Below are 14,128 nucleotides of genomic sequence, written 5' to 3'. Positions count from 1 at the left end.
CTATAATATTTCGTTGTTAGACTTTGCAAAGCGTACCTTCTTACCATCTTCCATACGGTAACCTACTCTCGTAGTTTTACCATCCTTATCTAAAAGGGAAAGGTTAGATATTTGAAGTGGCGCTTCTTTTTCTTTTATTCCACCTTGAGGATTTGCGGCGCTAGGCTTTTCGTGCTTCTTCACCATATTAACACCCTCAACGATTGCTTTGTTCTTCTCGATAAATACTTTTACGACTTTACCTTCAGATCCTTTATGATCTCCAGCAATAACCTTTACAGTATCTCCCGTTTTTATTTTAAGCTTTGTCATCTTCTTCTCTGTATTAAAGCACCTCTGGTGCTAATGATACAATCTTCATAAACTGTTTGTCACGAAGCTCTCTTGCTACTGGTCCAAACACACGAGTACCGCGCATCTCACCTTGAGCAGTTAAAAGAACACAAGCGTTATCATCAAAACGGATATAAGATCCATCTGGACGACGTACTTCTTTCTTAGTACGCACAACTACTGCTGTAGACACGGCACCTTTTTTAACCTGGCCATTAGGTGTTGCATCCTTTACAGATACAACAATCTTGTCTCCTACAGAAGCATATCTTCTCTTAGTACCTCCTAATACACGGATAGTCAAAACTTCTTTTGCTCCTGTATTGTCTGCTACTTTTAATCTTGATTCTTGCTGTAACATTACTTCGCTCTTTCAATGATTTCTACTAGTCTCCAAGTCTTAGATTTACTCATAGGACGTGTTTCCATTATCCTAACTGTATCTCCTTCGTTGCAGTCGTTTGTTTCGTCGTGTGCTACATACTTCTTCGTTTTTAAAACGAACTTACCATACATAGGGTGCTTTACTTTTTTAACTTCGGCAACAACGATAGATTTTTGCATCTTGTTACTAGTTACTACACCAACACGCTCTTTTCTTAAATTTCTTTTTTCCATCTTAAGCAGCGTTATTGTTCTCTTTTAGTTAATTCAGTTGCAATTCTAGCGACTGTACGTCTCATAGAACGCAATTGAATAGGATTGTCAAGTGGAGAGATAGCGTGAGCCATCTTAAGATCCATATAAGATCTCTTTGCTTTACCAAGCTCTTCTTGCAATTCTGCTGTAGATAATCCTTTTACCTCTGATTGTTTCATAGTACTCAAATTTATTCAGCTGAAAAATCTCTAGCTACGACATACTTAGTTCTCACTGGTAATTTCTGAGCTGCAAGACGTAATGCCTCTTTTGCAACTGGTTCAGGAATACCTCCTAATTCGAACATAATGCGTCCTGGTTTTACAACTGCTGCCCAATATTCTACAGCACCTTTACCTTTACCCATACGTACCTCAAGAGGCTTCTTTGTAATAGGCTTGTCCGGGAAGATCTTAATCCAAAGAGTTCCTTCCCTTTTCATATAACGTGTTGCTGCAATACGAGCTGCTTCTATTTGTCTCGCAGTTACAAAAGCTGAGTCTAATGATTTTATACCAAACTGGCCATTAGAAAGCGTGTGCCCTCTTTGCGCTAGTCCTTTCATACGACCCTTCTGCTGCTTGCGGAATTTTGTTTTTCTAGGCTGTAACATTTTTTACTGTCTTTTTAAAAAATTACTTTCTACGACGTGGTCCTCGGTTATCCTTACGACCTCCGCCACCTTTAGACTTACTGTTTTGAAGTCCAACTAAAGGAGAAAGCTCTCTCTTGCCATATACTTCACCTTTCATAATCCATACTTTAACACCCAGTCTACCGTAAGTAGTGTGAGCTTCAACTAAAGCATAATCTATGTCGGCTCTAAAAGTTGATAAAGGAATACGTCCATCTTTATAAGACTCTGTACGTGCCATCTCTGCACCGTTCAAACGCCCTGAAATCTGGATCTTAATACCCTCAGCATTCATACGCATTGCAGCCGCAATTGCCATCTTTATTGCACGACGGAAAGAAATTCTTCCTTCAATCTGACGAGCAACACTCTGACCTACTAGAAATGCATCTAGCTCTGGACGTTTGATTTCGTGGATATTAATTTGTACTTCTTTACCTGTGAGTTTCTTAAGCTCTTCTTTTAACTTGTCTACTTCCTGACCACCTTTCCCGATAATAATACCAGGTCTTGCAGTAGTAATAGTAACGGTTACAAGTTTAAGCGTACGCTCAATGATAACTCTTGACACACTAGCTTTACTTAAACGAGCGTGAATATAACGTCTAATCTTATCGTCTTCGGCAAGTTTATCACCGTAGTCATTACCTCCGTACCAGTTAGATTCCCATCCTCTGATTATTCCAAGGCGATTTCCGATTGGATTTGTCTTCTGTCCCATCTAATTAATTGCTTTGTGTGTTATCTTTTGCTCCAAGAACCACTGTTACGTGGTTAGAACGTTTTCTTATTCGGTGCGCGCGACCTTGTGGTGCTGGACGTAATCTTTTTAACATTGTTCCAGAATCAACTTTGATCTCTTTAATAAAAAGATTTGCATCTTCGATACTTGCGTCTTCATTTTTTGCTTCCCAGTTTGCAACTGCAGAAAGAACTAGTTTCTCAACTTTACGTGATGCTTCTTTATTACTAAATTTCAATAACTGAAGTGCTCTTTCCACTTGCGTTCCTCGTACCATATCTGCTACAAGACGCATTTTACGTGGAGAGGTAGGGCAGTTATTCAATTTCGCGAAAGCGATAGACTTGTTAGCCTCTTTGCGACGATTTGCCGCTTCTTTTTTACGAACTCCCATCTCCTGTTATCTTTTACCTTTATTTTTCTTATCAGCTCCGTGTCCTCTGTAAGAACGCGTAGGTGAAAATTCTCCTAGCTTATGACCTACCATATTCTCAGTAACATATACTGGTACAAACTGGCGACCATTATGTACTGCAATAGTTTGCCCCACAAAATCTGGAGTAATCATAGAAGCTCTAGACCAAGTCTTAATGACAGTCTTTTTATTGCCTTCTACATTTGCAGCAACTTTCTTTTCTAACTTATAGTGAACGTAAGGTCCTTTTTTTAATGAACGTGCCATATCTTATTATTTCTTTCTACGTTCTACAATATACTTATTACTCGACTTCGTCTTAGAGCGCGTTCTGAAACCTTTAGCAGGTACACCATTACGGTTTCTAGGGTGACCTCCAGAAGACTTACCTTCACCACCTCCCATAGGGTGATCAACAGGGTTCATCACTACTGGACGTACACGTGGACGACGACCTAACCAACGGCTTCTACCAGCTTTACCAGATACAAGTAACTGGTGATCACTGTTAGACACAGCTCCTATTGTAGCCATACACGTTGCAAGAATCAATCTTGTCTCACCTGAAGGCAACTTTACAGTTGCAAATTTACCATCACGAGCCATTAACTGAGCAAATGCTCCAGCCGAACGAGCCATAACAGCTCCTTGACCTGGACGCAACTCTATACAAGAGATTATAGTACCTAATGGAATATCTGAAAGCGGCATTGCATTACCAATCTCTGGAGCTACATTAGATCCAGAAACTAAATTCTGACCTACTTGAAGACCATTTTGAGCAATAATATACCTCTTTTCTCCATCTTGATAATTAAGAAGTGCGATAAACGCAGTTCTATTTGGATCATACTGGATAGACGCAACAGTTGCAGGAACCCCTTCTTTGTTACGTTTGAAATCGATAATACGGTAACGCTTCTTGTGACCTCCACCTACTTGGCGAATTGTCATTTTACCCGTATTGTTTCTACCACCTGAGCGTTTTTTCGGAGCCAAAAGGCTTTTTTCCGGCTTATCAGTTGTAATCTGGTCAAAACCATTTACAACTCTAAATCGCTGCCCAGGAGTGATAGGTTTTAATTTTCTTACTGACATTTTGTTGTCTTAAATGTTGTTATAAAAATCTATTGTATCACCTTCCGCCAGCTGTACAATTGCTTTCTTAATAGCATTTGTTTTACCAGAAAGAACACCAGACTTCGTATAACGAGACTTGCGATCCGGGCGGACATTCATTGTGCGAACTTTTTCAACTGAAACACCATAAGCAGCTTCTACCGCTTTCTTAATTTCAACCTTATTTGTTCTCATACTAACTTCAAAAGTATAGCGATTCATTTCCTCACTATCTTTTGTCGCTTTTTCTGTAATAACAGGTTTTATTAAAATACTCATCGTGTCTTATTTTGCTAAGTTTGCCTCAACACCTTCTAAAGAACCCTCTAAGAATACAACATTATTTGCATTCATAATACCGTAAGTGCTTAATTCTGAGCTTTTTACGACTTTTGAGGCCTTTAAATTGCGCGACGACAAATATACATTATTATTTGACTCTCCCAACACTATTAGTGACTTTTTATTTTCTAAGCCTAAGGCTTTCAAAACGTTCACAAAATCTTTTGTTTTTGGAGCGTCAAAATTGAAGTCTTCTATTACAGTGATTGCGTTATCGTTAGCCTTCATTGTAAGTGCAGAACGACGTGCAAGTCTCTTTAATCCTTTATTTAATTTGAAAGAGTAATTTCTCGGTCTTGGTCCGAACATACGTCCTCCACCTTTAAAAACACCAGACTTGATACTACCCGCACGAGCCGTACCTGTTCCTTTTTGTTTTTTGATTTTACGAGTAGATCCTGCGATCTCTGCTCTTTCTTTAGCCTTGTGCGTACCTTGACGTTGGTTTGCAAGAAATTGCTTAACGTCTAAGTAAACAGCGTGCTTGTTTGGTTCAATTCCAAAAACAGCATCAGAAAGGTCTGCCTTTCTCCCTGTTTCTTTTCCTTTGATATCTACAACTGCTACCTTCATTACTTCTGAATGATTACATAAGCATTTTTGTGACCAGGAACACATCCTTTCACTACAAGTAGGTTCTTCTCAGCTACTACTTTCAATACTTTAAGATTTTGAACTTTTATTTTGTCACCACCCATACGTCCTGCCATACGCATTCCTTTGAATACACGTGCAGGGTAAGATGCTGCTCCAATAGAACCAGGAGCTCTAAGACGGTTATGTTGACCGTGAGTCGCTTGACCTACACCGGCAAAACCGTGACGCTTTACAACCCCTTGAAATCCTTTACCTTTTGAAGTTCCCGATACATCAACAAACTCTCCTTCAGCAAAATGATCTACAGTAATTGCATCTCCTAATTTAAACTCTCCTTCAAATCCTTGAAACTCGACAACTTTACGTTTAGCAACAGTTCCTGCTTTTTTGGCGTGGCCAGTAGCAGCTTTGTTTGCCTTTTTAACGTCATCGAAACCAAGTTGAAGGGCTTCATACCCGTCAGTTTCTTTGGTTCTGACTTGGGTGATAACGCAGGGACCCGCTTCAATAACTGTACAAGGAATATTCTTCCCGTTCTCGTCAAAGATGCTAGTCATACCTACTTTCTTTCCGATTAACCCAGACATATTTATAAATATTAATTATTAAAATTCAATTCAAAAAACAAGGCCGAACACGTTCGACCTTGAATGTGTGTTTTCCGTTTTTCCCTCGCGCGCAGCTCAGGACAAGTTAGTGCGGTTATTATTTACGCTTTCGCAAAAGCGTAAACACCTATCACACCTTAATCTCTACCTCTACTCCAGATGGTAATTCTAACTTCATTAAAGCATCAATAGTCTTTGATGAAGAAGAATAGATATCAAGTAAACGCTTGTAAGAGCTAAGCTCAAACTGCTCACGAGATTTCTTGTTTACGTGTGGAGAACGTAATACAGTAAAGATTTTTTTATGTGTTGGAAGCGGAATAGGTCCAGTTACTACAGCACCTGTCGTCTTCACAGTCTTTACGATTTTCTCAGCACTCTTATCTACTAAGTTGTGATCGTAAGATTTTAGTTTTATTCTAATTTTTTGACTCATTTCCTTAGTAATTATTCGTTTGTACCTTTTGAGGCAGCGATTACTTCTTCTGCAATATTAGAAGGAGTTTCTGCATAGTGCGAGAATTCCATAGTTGAAGTCGCACGACCAGATGAAAGCGTACGTAACGTTGTTACATATCCAAACATCTCAGAAAGTGGCACAGTAGCTTTTACTGTCTTTGCACCTGCACGGTCTCCCATATCAGATACTTGACCACGACGACGGTTAAGGTCACCTACGATATCACCCATATTTTCTTCTGGAGTAATAACCTCAAGCTTCATAATAGGCTCCATTATAACAGCTTTTGCAGCTTTTGCAGCGTTCTTAAATCCAAGCTTTGCAGCAAGTTCGAAAGAAAGTTGATCAGAATCCACATCGTGGTAAGATCCATCTGTTAATGTTACTTTCATAGCATCAACCTCATAACCTGCAAGAGGTCCATTTACCATTGCCATTTTGAATCCTTTCTCTACAGAAGGAACAAATTCTTTTGGTACGTTACCTCCTTTAATAGTAGATTCAAACTGTAATCCTTCAGCGCCTTCTTCTGCTGGTTCAAGTGTAAATACGATATCTGCAAATTTACCACGTCCACCAGATTGCTTTTTATAAGTTTCTCTGTGCTGTGCTTTTTGGGTAATAGCCTCCTTGTACTCAACCTGTGGCTGACCCTGAGAAACTTCTACCTTAAACTCACGCTTAAGACGATCTACAATAATATCTAAGTGAAGCTCACCCATTCCAGATATAATAGTCTGTCCTGATGCCTCATCTGTTTTTACTTGGAACGTTGGATCTTCTTCAGCAAGTTTTGCTAAAGCCATACCTAACTTATCAACATCTGCCTTAGTTTTTGGCTCAACAGCGATACCAATTACTGGATCTGGGAAGTCCATAGATTCAAGAACAATTGGGTTCTTTTCATCGGACATTGTATCTCCAGTCTTAATATCTTTAAATCCTACTGCTGCTCCAATATCTCCAGCCTCGATGAAATCGATAGCATTTTGCTTATTAGAGTGCATTTGATAGATACGTGATATACGCTCTTTTTTACCTGAACGGTTATTTAAGATATATGATCCAGCATCTAGACGACCCGAGTAAGCACGGAAGAATGCAAGACGACCTACAAAAGGATCTGTTGCAATTTTAAACGCTAGAGCAGCAAATGGCTCTTTTACGTCTGGCTTACGTAGCTCTTCTTTTTCTGTATCTGGGTTAATCCCAACGATACCATCTTTATCTGTAGGAGAAGGAAGGTAACGACATACTGCGTCAAGAAGAAATTGAACTCCTTTATTCTTAAAGGCAGATCCACATATCATAGGGATAATCGCCATATCCATTACAGCAGCACGAAGTGCAGCGTGCACCTCTTCTTCTGTAATAGAATCTTCATCTTCCATAAATTTCTCAAGAAGGTTTTCATCATATGTTGCAACCTCCTCAATAAGCATAGCTCGATACTTACGAGCTTCCTCTTTCATATCTTCAGGAATGTCAATAACGTCAAACGTAGACCCCTGAGTTTCATCGTGCCATACAATTGCACGGTTCTTCACAAGATCAACAATACCTTTAAAGTCACCCTCGTCACCTATGTTTAAAACGATAGGCACAGCGTTTGACTTCAACATATCCTTCACCTGCTGACAAACAGCAAGGAAGTTAGAACCCTGACGGTCCATCTTGTTTACAAAACCTATTCTAGGCACTTTATAATTATCTGCAAGTCTCCAGTTAGTTTCTGACTGTGGCTCAACACCATCTACAGCACTAAAAAGAAATACTAATCCATCAAGAACACGTAAAGAACGGTTAACTTCTACCGTAAAATCAACGTGACCAGGAGTATCAATAATATTAAAGTGATAGTCTTTAGTTTCTGGAAGAGGCTTAGCGTTCTCCATTGGGAACTTCCAAGTACAAGTAGTTGCAGCAGAGGTAATTGTAATACCACGCTCCTGCTCTTGCTCCATCCAGTCCATCGTTGCAGCACCGTCGTGAACCTCACCGATTTTATGACTTACACCCGTATAATAAAGTATACGCTCTGTAGTAGTGGTTTTTCCAGCATCAATGTGAGCCGCAATACCAATATTTCTAGTAAATTTTAAATCTCTTGCCATTTCTTAGAATCTAAAGTGTGAGAATGCTTTATTTGCTTCTGCCATTTTGTGTGTATCAACACGCTTTTTAACAGCAGCACCTTCTTCTTTTGCCGCAGCCATAATCTCTGCAGCTAGCTTTGCAGCCATAGACTTCTCATTTCTCTTACGAGAAAAGCTAATTAACCACTTCATCGCAGTAGAGATCTTACGATCTGGGCGAATTTGGTTTGGTATCTGGTAAGTTGCTCCTCCCACACGACGACTACGCACTTCAACGTGCGGCATTACGTTAGATAAAGCATCTTTCCACAGCTCTAAAGCTGTCTTTTCTTCATTTGTGTTCTTTTCTTCTACGATGTCAATTGCATCATAAAATACTTTAAAAGCTGTAGACTTCTTACCACTCCACATCATCATATTAACGAAACGAGTTACTAACTGATCGTTAAATTTTGGATCTGGAAGAATAGGTCTCTTCTTGGCCTGTTTTTTTCTCATTACTTCTTCTTAAAGTGTTGTTGATTTACTTCTTAGGGCGTTTTGCACCATATTTAGATCTCGCTTGCGTTCTTCCTGCAACACCAGCGGTGTCTAAGGCTCCACGTACAATATGATATCTAACTCCTGGCAAATCTTTTACCCTTCCACCTCTTACCAATACTATCGAGTGCTCTTGTAAATTGTGACCTTCTCCTCCGATGTATGCATTCACCTCTTTACCATTTGTTAAACGAACACGCGCAACTTTACGCATAGCCGAGTTTGGTTTCTTAGGTGTAGTCGTGTAAACACGAGTACATACGCCGCGGCGTTGTGGGCACGATTCAAGGGCCGCCGATTTACTCTTCTTGGTAATCTTGGTTCTTCCTTTACGTACTAATTGTGAAATTGTTGGCATAATTTCTTTCTACCTAATTGTTAATTTACTTAATATACCCATTTTAAGGGTTGGCAAAAGTATGAAATTTTTCTCAGCCATCAAATAGCAGCTTGCTTATTTTTCAAAAAAGTTCTGAATACCAAAAAACTAACATACTTTAGCAACCGAAAAACACGTTACCAAAACAACCATAAATCCATCCATTTTTTGAAGACCTACATATTATTACTTACACTATTTGTCTTCACCATTACATTAAGTGGTCAAAATTCAGATTCAAAACTACTCCTATTACTAGAAGGAGAGAATAAAGAAGAAACTGAATTACTTAACACAATACCACACACTAAATCTTTTACCGAAGCTGCTTTACTCTATAACGAAATAGACAGCATCACAAACCGACTCATTACAGAAGGCTATTTTGATATTGAAAAAACAGTTCAACAGAGCAATAACATCTACACGACAACATTCTCACTAAACACTAGGTACGATTCATTAACTCTTGACATCTCAAAACAACCCATTCTAAAAATCTATATTAAGGAGACAGCCTACACCATAGATAATGATATTCTAATTATAGAAACCGCTTTCGCGAAAGCGCTATTAGAGCAACTAACAACTATTGCCGCAAACAATGGTGATCCGTTTGCAAGTTTTCAAATAACAGAACTCACAAAAACCAACAACATCATAAATGGTAGACTAGAAGTAACATCTAACAAACAACGAAAAATAACCGATGTGATTTATAAAGGATATCCGAATTATCCTACTACGTTTTTAAACAACATAACAAAAGAAGTACTCAACAAAACCTACAACCAAGAAAAGCTGAATACTATAAACGAAGAGCTACACAGTTTACGTTTTATAAGTACAACTAAAAAAGCTGAGGCTCTGTTTAAAAAAGATAGCACCACCGTTTTTTACTACATTAAAAAAGTAGACCAAAATCAATTTGACGGTTTTATTGGTTTTGCATCAAACGAAGACAATACTTTAAGACTAGATGGCTACCTAGACTTACAACTCATAAACAACTTTAACTACGGCGAAGAACTATCACTTAACTACAAATCTGACGGGGAGGATCAATCACAACTTAAAATAAAAGTATCACTACCCTATATACTAAAGACACCCTTAGGAATAGAAAGCTCACTCTCCATCTTTAGAAAAGATAGCACATTCTCAACTACAGATATAAACATTCAGGCATATTACCACCCGACTACTAATCACAAAATCTCAACAGGATACCGTAATATAACATCAGAAAACCTTCTCACCAATCAAGACACAGAAAAGTACGTAGCAGACTTTAATACCACAACAGGATACCTGGAATACCAGTATACCAAAAGAAACAATGACTATTTCTTCCCTACAACCACGCAATTTCATATTCAAACTAATTACGGAACTAGAATTGCGAATATGACAAAAACACCACAGACCCAAATTTTATTAAAAATGAAAAGGATTTTCAATTTTAATAACAAAAACTCAATCTATATTTCCGGATCTTTTAACAGTTTGTTTTCTGAAAATTATATCACAAACGAACTTTTCAGACTAGGAGGAATTACTTCTATAAGAGGCTTTGAAGAGAACAGCATCTTTGCAAATCTCTCTGGTATCATAAACACAGAATACAGACTAAAACTAAGCAATAGCCTATACATCAATACAGTAACAGACGGCGGGTATGTAGAAAATAGTATTGCAAATAAAAAGAATTACCTGTTAAGCCTAGGAGCAGGAGCAGGAATACGCACTAAGGCAGGACTACTGCAAATCAATATTGCAAACGGAAAATTTAACAATTCCGCATTTGACTTCTCAAACACAAAATTACATCTAATTCTTGCCGTACGCTTTTAAATAAAGGGATTAACACCATTTACAAAGCGTTAAAAAAAAACTAAATTTTAGGAACTATTAGTTGTGTAATTAACTTTTTATTGTGATTTTTGGCATTGGCTAATTCAAATAATTTATAAAAATGAAAACAAAGTTTAGTGGAATTTTAACGCTATTGCTAGCGTTTGTAGTGCAAGTTTCGTTTGCACAAACAACAGTTTCCGGAACTGTTACTGAAGACAATGGTCCTTTGCCTGGTGCAAATGTCATTATCAAAGGTACTTCTACGGGAACTCAAACCGATTTTGACGGAAATTACTCAATTCAAGCAAGTCCATCTGATGTACTTGTCTTTAGTTTTGTTGGTTTCGCAACACAAGAGGTTACAGTAGGGAATCAATCAACAATTAATGTCGCTCTTGCTGCTGATAATGCTCTTGATGAAGTCGTTGTAACAGCACAAGGTGTTAAGCGTGAGAAAAAAGCGCTTGGTTATGCGGTAAGTGAAGTTGCTTCTGAAGAAATAGAAGGACGTACAGAAGGTGACGTTGCTCGTGTACTCTCAGGAAAAGCTTCTGGTGTCCAGATTACATCGCAGAGTGGTGCTTCTGGATCTGCTACAAACGTAATTATACGTGGTTACACTTCAATTAATGGAAGTAACCAAGCATTATTCGTAGTTGATGGTGTACCTTTTAGTAGTGACACTAACACCTCAGGTGACTTTCTTAATGGTAACAACGGGTCTTCACGTTTCTTAGACCTTGACCCAAACAACATTGAAAGTGTAAACGTACTTAAAGGACTTGCTGCTGCAACTCTTTATGGTACTGCTGGACGTAATGGGGTTATTGTAATCACAACAAAGTCTGGAACCACTGGTAACGGTGGACCAAAGAAAAGCGAAATAACTATTAACCAATCATATTTCGTAAATGAAATTGCATCATTACCTGATTACCAAGATAGTTATGGAGGTGGTTTTGATCAATCATTTGGATGGTTTTTCTCAAACTGGGGACCTTCTTTTAATGCTGGTGGAGTAGATGGGTATTTAAATGATCCTGCTCAACTCATAGACGAGAATGGAACTGTTGCTCACCCTTATGATACTCAAGCAGCCTTTAACGGGTCAAGAGGAGATGAATTTGCGGGACAACGTTATGAGTACAGACCTTACAATAACGTATCTCAATTCTTCCGCACAGGTGGAGTTTCAAACACTTCGATTAACATTAACGGTGCATCAGAAGACGGTAAAGTAAACTTCAATGTAAACTACGGTCATTTAGAAGACAAAGGATTTATTCCAGGAAACCAATTACGTAGAAACAACTTATCTGTTGGTGGACGCGCTCAACTTTCTAATAAGTTTACTATTGCGGGGACTATGAACTTCTCTAGAACGGATGTTTCTTCTCCTCCTGTTGCTGCATCTCGTGGTAATGGTACGTTAGGATTCTCTGTTTTTGCAAATGTATTCTTTACTCCTCGTAACGTAGATTTAGCAGGATTACCATTTGATATTCCTGAAACTGGAGGTAGTTTATACTACAGAAACGGTAATGACATCAACAACCCAAATTGGATTGTTAGAAATGCTGGATCTAAAGAATTAACAAACCGTGTATATGGTACATCAACACTGTCATATGCAATTAATGATAATTTGAATTTACAATACCGTGCAGGTGTTGATTTTTATAATTCACGTTTTGCTTTTGGTGTAAATAAAGGTGGTGTCCTTGGATCTGCAGGTGTTGATGACATTAATGGTGAATATAACACTAGAGATACTAATGTTCGTATTTGGGATCACTATGTTGCATTAAGTGGAGATTATGACCTCTCTGATAAAATTGGAATGACCTTCGTAACAGGAGCAACTTCTAGATCAAGAAACATTGATGTTCAAGGTGTAAACAGTACTGGACAACTTGTATTTGGAATACAAAGACACTTTAACTTTTTAGAGCAGACACCTGTACAATTTACATCTTTTAGAAATATAGTTGGAGTTTTAGGGCAAGCAGACATAGATTATGACAATATGTTATTCTTAACACTTGCTGCTCGTAATGATTGGGTTTCTAACTTACCTAAAGAAAACAATTCAAAATTCTATCCTTCTGTAAGTTTATCTTTCTTACCAACAACTGCTTTTGATGGTTTGAAAGGAGATGCTCTTAATTACTTAAAAGTAAGAGCAGGTTTAGGAACATCTGCTGGTTTCCCTACAGGATTCCCTACTGTAAATACAGTAAGCCAGTTTACAAACCAATTTATTGATCCATTTTCAATCAATAACGTAACTACTAACAGTGTAAGTAACTTCCAAGCTAATCCAGATCTTAAGCCTGAGCTTGTTTCTGAATTTGAAGTTGGATTTGATGCTCGTTTCCTTAAAAATCGCGTAAGTCTTGATTTATCATACTTTAATCGTTCTACTGATGATTTAATTGTAACTAAACCTCTTCCTCCATCTACTGGATTTACTTCTACACAAGCAAACGTAGGTAAAGTAGAAGGTGATGGTTTTGAAATTGACTTAGGAGTTGATGTATTCGAATCAGAATCTGACGGATTTACTTGGAATTCTAGAATAAACTTTACTACTAGTGAGCAAATTGTAACAGAGCAAGAAGATGACCAAATCATCTATGCTGGACGACCTGAGCCTTTCCTTGGAGGAAACGCAGCAATACGCGGTGAGCAATTAGGAGTTATTGTAGGTACTCGTATACAAAGAGATGACAATGGAAACTTTGTAGTGAATGGAGCTGGTAACTATGTTGTTGAAGATAACGTCACTCTTGCTGATGGACGTAATATTACTCCAATCATAGGTAACCCTAACCCTGACTATGTAATGAACTGGATAAACAGTTTCTCTTACAAGAATTTCAATCTAGGTTTCCAAATGAACCATACTAAAGGAGGAGATATTGCTTCTTCTACAATTGCGGTATTATTAGGACGTGGACTTATCACAGAAACTGAAGATCGTGAGAATACTTACATACTTCCTGGTGTAACTGCAGATGGTAGTCCTAACCAAACACAGATCAACAACTCACAGTACTACTTCTCAAACGTATTATTTGGACCAAAAGAACTCCAGATATACGACGCATCAGTACTAAGACTTCAAGAAGTTTCTTTAGGATACAGTGTACCGAAGAAATTATTAGAAAAAACTCCATTTGGATCTTTCAGCGTAACTGCTAGTGGGTTTAACTTATGGTATGACGCTTACAATACTCCAGACGGAGCTAACTTTGACCCTAACGTAGCTGGTGTTGGTGTTGGTAACGGACGTGGTTTTGATTACATCAATGGTCCATCATCTAAAAGATATGGAGTAAGCGTTAAAGCATCATTTTAATTAAAA

Annotated in this window: 18 protein-coding genes; 2 read left to right on the top strand and 16 right to left on the bottom strand. The window is 38.2% G+C overall.

Annotated features, from left to right (window positions below; all coding sequences use genetic code 11):
* The 16 genes from rplX to rpsL form a co-directional block, all read right to left on the bottom strand.
* On the bottom strand, nt 1-312 hold the full coding sequence (rplX, locus tag I597_RS06330) for a 50S ribosomal protein L24 (protein ID WP_035327563.1): 312 nt from the start codon (nt 310-312) through the stop codon (nt 1-3).
* A 13-nt stretch (nt 313-325) separates the two neighbouring features.
* Nucleotides 326-694, bottom strand: coding sequence for a 50S ribosomal protein L14 (gene rplN, locus I597_RS06325; protein WP_035327562.1), 369 nt, complete (start codon nt 692-694; stop codon nt 326-328).
* On the bottom strand, nt 694-951 hold the full coding sequence (gene rpsQ / locus I597_RS06320; protein ID WP_013751331.1) for a 30S ribosomal protein S17: 258 nt from the start codon (nt 949-951) through the stop codon (nt 694-696). The genes rplN and rpsQ overlap by 1 nt, the downstream gene beginning before the upstream one ends.
* 11 nt (nt 952-962) lie before the next feature.
* Nucleotides 963-1,151 (bottom strand): 50S ribosomal protein L29, encoded by a 189-nt coding sequence (gene rpmC, locus I597_RS06315; RefSeq protein ID WP_035327559.1) that lies wholly within the window; start codon nt 1,149-1,151, stop codon nt 963-965.
* Between the two features lie 11 nt (nt 1,152-1,162).
* Nucleotides 1,163-1,585: a 50S ribosomal protein L16 gene (rplP, locus tag I597_RS06310; RefSeq protein ID WP_035327557.1), complete on the bottom strand. Its 423-nt coding sequence runs from the start codon at nt 1,583-1,585 to the stop codon at nt 1,163-1,165.
* A gap of 22 nt (nt 1,586-1,607) precedes the next feature.
* Nucleotides 1,608-2,327: a 30S ribosomal protein S3 gene (gene rpsC, locus I597_RS06305; RefSeq protein WP_035327555.1), complete on the bottom strand. Its 720-nt coding sequence runs from the start codon at nt 2,325-2,327 to the stop codon at nt 1,608-1,610.
* 4 nt (nt 2,328-2,331) lie between these two features.
* A complete protein-coding gene (gene rplV / locus I597_RS06300; RefSeq protein WP_035327553.1) occupies nt 2,332-2,742 on the bottom strand; it encodes a 50S ribosomal protein L22 in 411 nt (136 codons plus the stop codon).
* Nucleotides 2,743-2,748: 6 nt separating this feature from the next.
* On the bottom strand, nt 2,749-3,030 hold the full coding sequence (gene rpsS, locus I597_RS06295; RefSeq protein WP_035327551.1) for a 30S ribosomal protein S19: 282 nt from the start codon (nt 3,028-3,030) through the stop codon (nt 2,749-2,751).
* 6 nt (nt 3,031-3,036) lie between these two features.
* Nucleotides 3,037-3,861 carry a 50S ribosomal protein L2 gene (rplB, locus tag I597_RS06290; RefSeq protein WP_035327549.1) on the bottom strand — a complete coding sequence of 275 codons (825 nt, stop codon included), beginning with the start codon at nt 3,859-3,861 and terminating at the stop codon, nt 3,037-3,039.
* Between the two features lie 9 nt (nt 3,862-3,870).
* Complete coding sequence (rplW, locus tag I597_RS06285; protein WP_035327547.1) at nt 3,871-4,161, bottom strand: 50S ribosomal protein L23; 291 nt, start codon at nt 4,159-4,161, stop codon at nt 3,871-3,873.
* Between the two features lie 6 nt (nt 4,162-4,167).
* Complete coding sequence (rplD, locus tag I597_RS06280; RefSeq protein ID WP_035327545.1) at nt 4,168-4,797, bottom strand: 50S ribosomal protein L4; 630 nt, start codon at nt 4,795-4,797, stop codon at nt 4,168-4,170.
* Complete coding sequence (gene rplC / locus I597_RS06275) at nt 4,797-5,408, bottom strand: 50S ribosomal protein L3 (RefSeq protein WP_035327543.1); 612 nt, start codon at nt 5,406-5,408, stop codon at nt 4,797-4,799. The genes rplD and rplC overlap by 1 nt, the downstream gene beginning before the upstream one ends.
* Nucleotides 5,409-5,559: 151 nt before the next feature.
* On the bottom strand, nt 5,560-5,865 hold the full coding sequence (gene rpsJ, locus I597_RS06270) for a 30S ribosomal protein S10 (RefSeq protein ID WP_013073266.1): 306 nt from the start codon (nt 5,863-5,865) through the stop codon (nt 5,560-5,562).
* Between the two features lie 11 nt (nt 5,866-5,876).
* Nucleotides 5,877-8,003, bottom strand: coding sequence for an elongation factor G (gene fusA, locus I597_RS06265; protein WP_035327540.1), 2,127 nt, complete (start codon nt 8,001-8,003; stop codon nt 5,877-5,879).
* A 3-nt stretch (nt 8,004-8,006) separates the two neighbouring features.
* Entirely contained in the window at nt 8,007-8,483 is a 477-nt protein-coding gene (rpsG, locus tag I597_RS06260; protein WP_035327538.1) for a 30S ribosomal protein S7, read from the bottom strand.
* Nucleotides 8,484-8,508: 25 nt separating this feature from the next.
* On the bottom strand, nt 8,509-8,883 hold the full coding sequence (gene rpsL / locus I597_RS06255) for a 30S ribosomal protein S12 (protein WP_035327537.1): 375 nt from the start codon (nt 8,881-8,883) through the stop codon (nt 8,509-8,511).
* A 189-nt stretch (nt 8,884-9,072) separates the two neighbouring features.
* On the opposite strand from rpsL, the gene I597_RS06250 reads away from it, so the two are divergent.
* Both I597_RS06250 and I597_RS06245 read left to right on the top strand, forming a co-directional pair.
* Nucleotides 9,073-10,758, top strand: coding sequence for a BamA/TamA family outer membrane protein (locus I597_RS06250; RefSeq protein WP_035327535.1), 1,686 nt, complete (start codon nt 9,073-9,075; stop codon nt 10,756-10,758).
* A gap of 121 nt (nt 10,759-10,879) precedes the next feature.
* The gene (locus I597_RS06245) at nt 10,880-14,122 is read left to right on the top strand and encodes a SusC/RagA family TonB-linked outer membrane protein (protein ID WP_035327533.1); all 3,243 of its coding nucleotides are present in this window, start codon (nt 10,880-10,882) and stop codon (nt 14,120-14,122) included.
* Nucleotides 14,123-14,128 lie beyond the last annotated feature (6 nt).

Source organism: Dokdonia donghaensis DSW-1 (assembly GCF_001653755.1).
GTDB lineage: Bacteria > Bacteroidota > Bacteroidia > Flavobacteriales > Flavobacteriaceae > Dokdonia > Dokdonia donghaensis.
Note: the sequence above shows the minus strand (reverse complement) of the source record. Positions and strands in the feature narration are given on the sequence as shown.

Excerpts from the sequence above, each read along its gene's own strand:
- rplP (WP_035327557.1), bottom strand. The coding sequence starts at position 1,585 with ATGTTACAGCCTAGAAAAACAAAATTCCGCAAGCAGCAGAAGGGTCGT.
- rplV (WP_035327553.1), bottom strand. The coding sequence starts at position 2,742 with ATGGGAGTTCGTAAAAAAGAAGCGGCAAATCGTCGCAAAGAGGCTAAC.
- rpsC (WP_035327555.1), bottom strand. The coding sequence starts at position 2,327 with ATGGGACAGAAGACAAATCCAATCGGAAATCGCCTTGGAATAATCAGA.
- rpsS (WP_035327551.1), bottom strand. The coding sequence starts at position 3,030 with ATGGCACGTTCATTAAAAAAAGGACCTTACGTTCACTATAAGTTAGAA.
- rplW (WP_035327547.1), bottom strand. The coding sequence starts at position 4,161 with ATGAGTATTTTAATAAAACCTGTTATTACAGAAAAAGCGACAAAAGAT.
- rpmC (WP_035327559.1), bottom strand. The coding sequence starts at position 1,151 with ATGAAACAATCAGAGGTAAAAGGATTATCTACAGCAGAATTGCAAGAA.
- rpsG (WP_035327538.1), bottom strand. The coding sequence starts at position 8,483 with ATGAGAAAAAAACAGGCCAAGAAGAGACCTATTCTTCCAGATCCAAAA.
- rpsJ (WP_013073266.1), bottom strand. The coding sequence starts at position 5,865 with ATGAGTCAAAAAATTAGAATAAAACTAAAATCTTACGATCACAACTTA.
- rplC (WP_035327543.1), bottom strand. The coding sequence starts at position 5,408 with ATGTCTGGGTTAATCGGAAAGAAAGTAGGTATGACTAGCATCTTTGAC.
- rpsL (WP_035327537.1), bottom strand. The coding sequence starts at position 8,883 with ATGCCAACAATTTCACAATTAGTACGTAAAGGAAGAACCAAGATTACC.
- rplN (WP_035327562.1), bottom strand. The coding sequence starts at position 694 with ATGTTACAGCAAGAATCAAGATTAAAAGTAGCAGACAATACAGGAGCA.
- rplB (WP_035327549.1), bottom strand. The coding sequence starts at position 3,861 with ATGTCAGTAAGAAAATTAAAACCTATCACTCCTGGGCAGCGATTTAGA.
- rpsQ (WP_013751331.1), bottom strand. The coding sequence starts at position 951 with ATGGAAAAAAGAAATTTAAGAAAAGAGCGTGTTGGTGTAGTAACTAGT.
- fusA (WP_035327540.1), bottom strand. The coding sequence starts at position 8,003 with ATGGCAAGAGATTTAAAATTTACTAGAAATATTGGTATTGCGGCTCAC.
- I597_RS06245 (WP_035327533.1), top strand. The coding sequence starts at position 10,880 with ATGAAAACAAAGTTTAGTGGAATTTTAACGCTATTGCTAGCGTTTGTA.
- rplD (WP_035327545.1), bottom strand. The coding sequence starts at position 4,797 with ATGAAGGTAGCAGTTGTAGATATCAAAGGAAAAGAAACAGGGAGAAAG.
- rplX (WP_035327563.1), bottom strand. The coding sequence starts at position 312 with ATGACAAAGCTTAAAATAAAAACGGGAGATACTGTAAAGGTTATTGCT.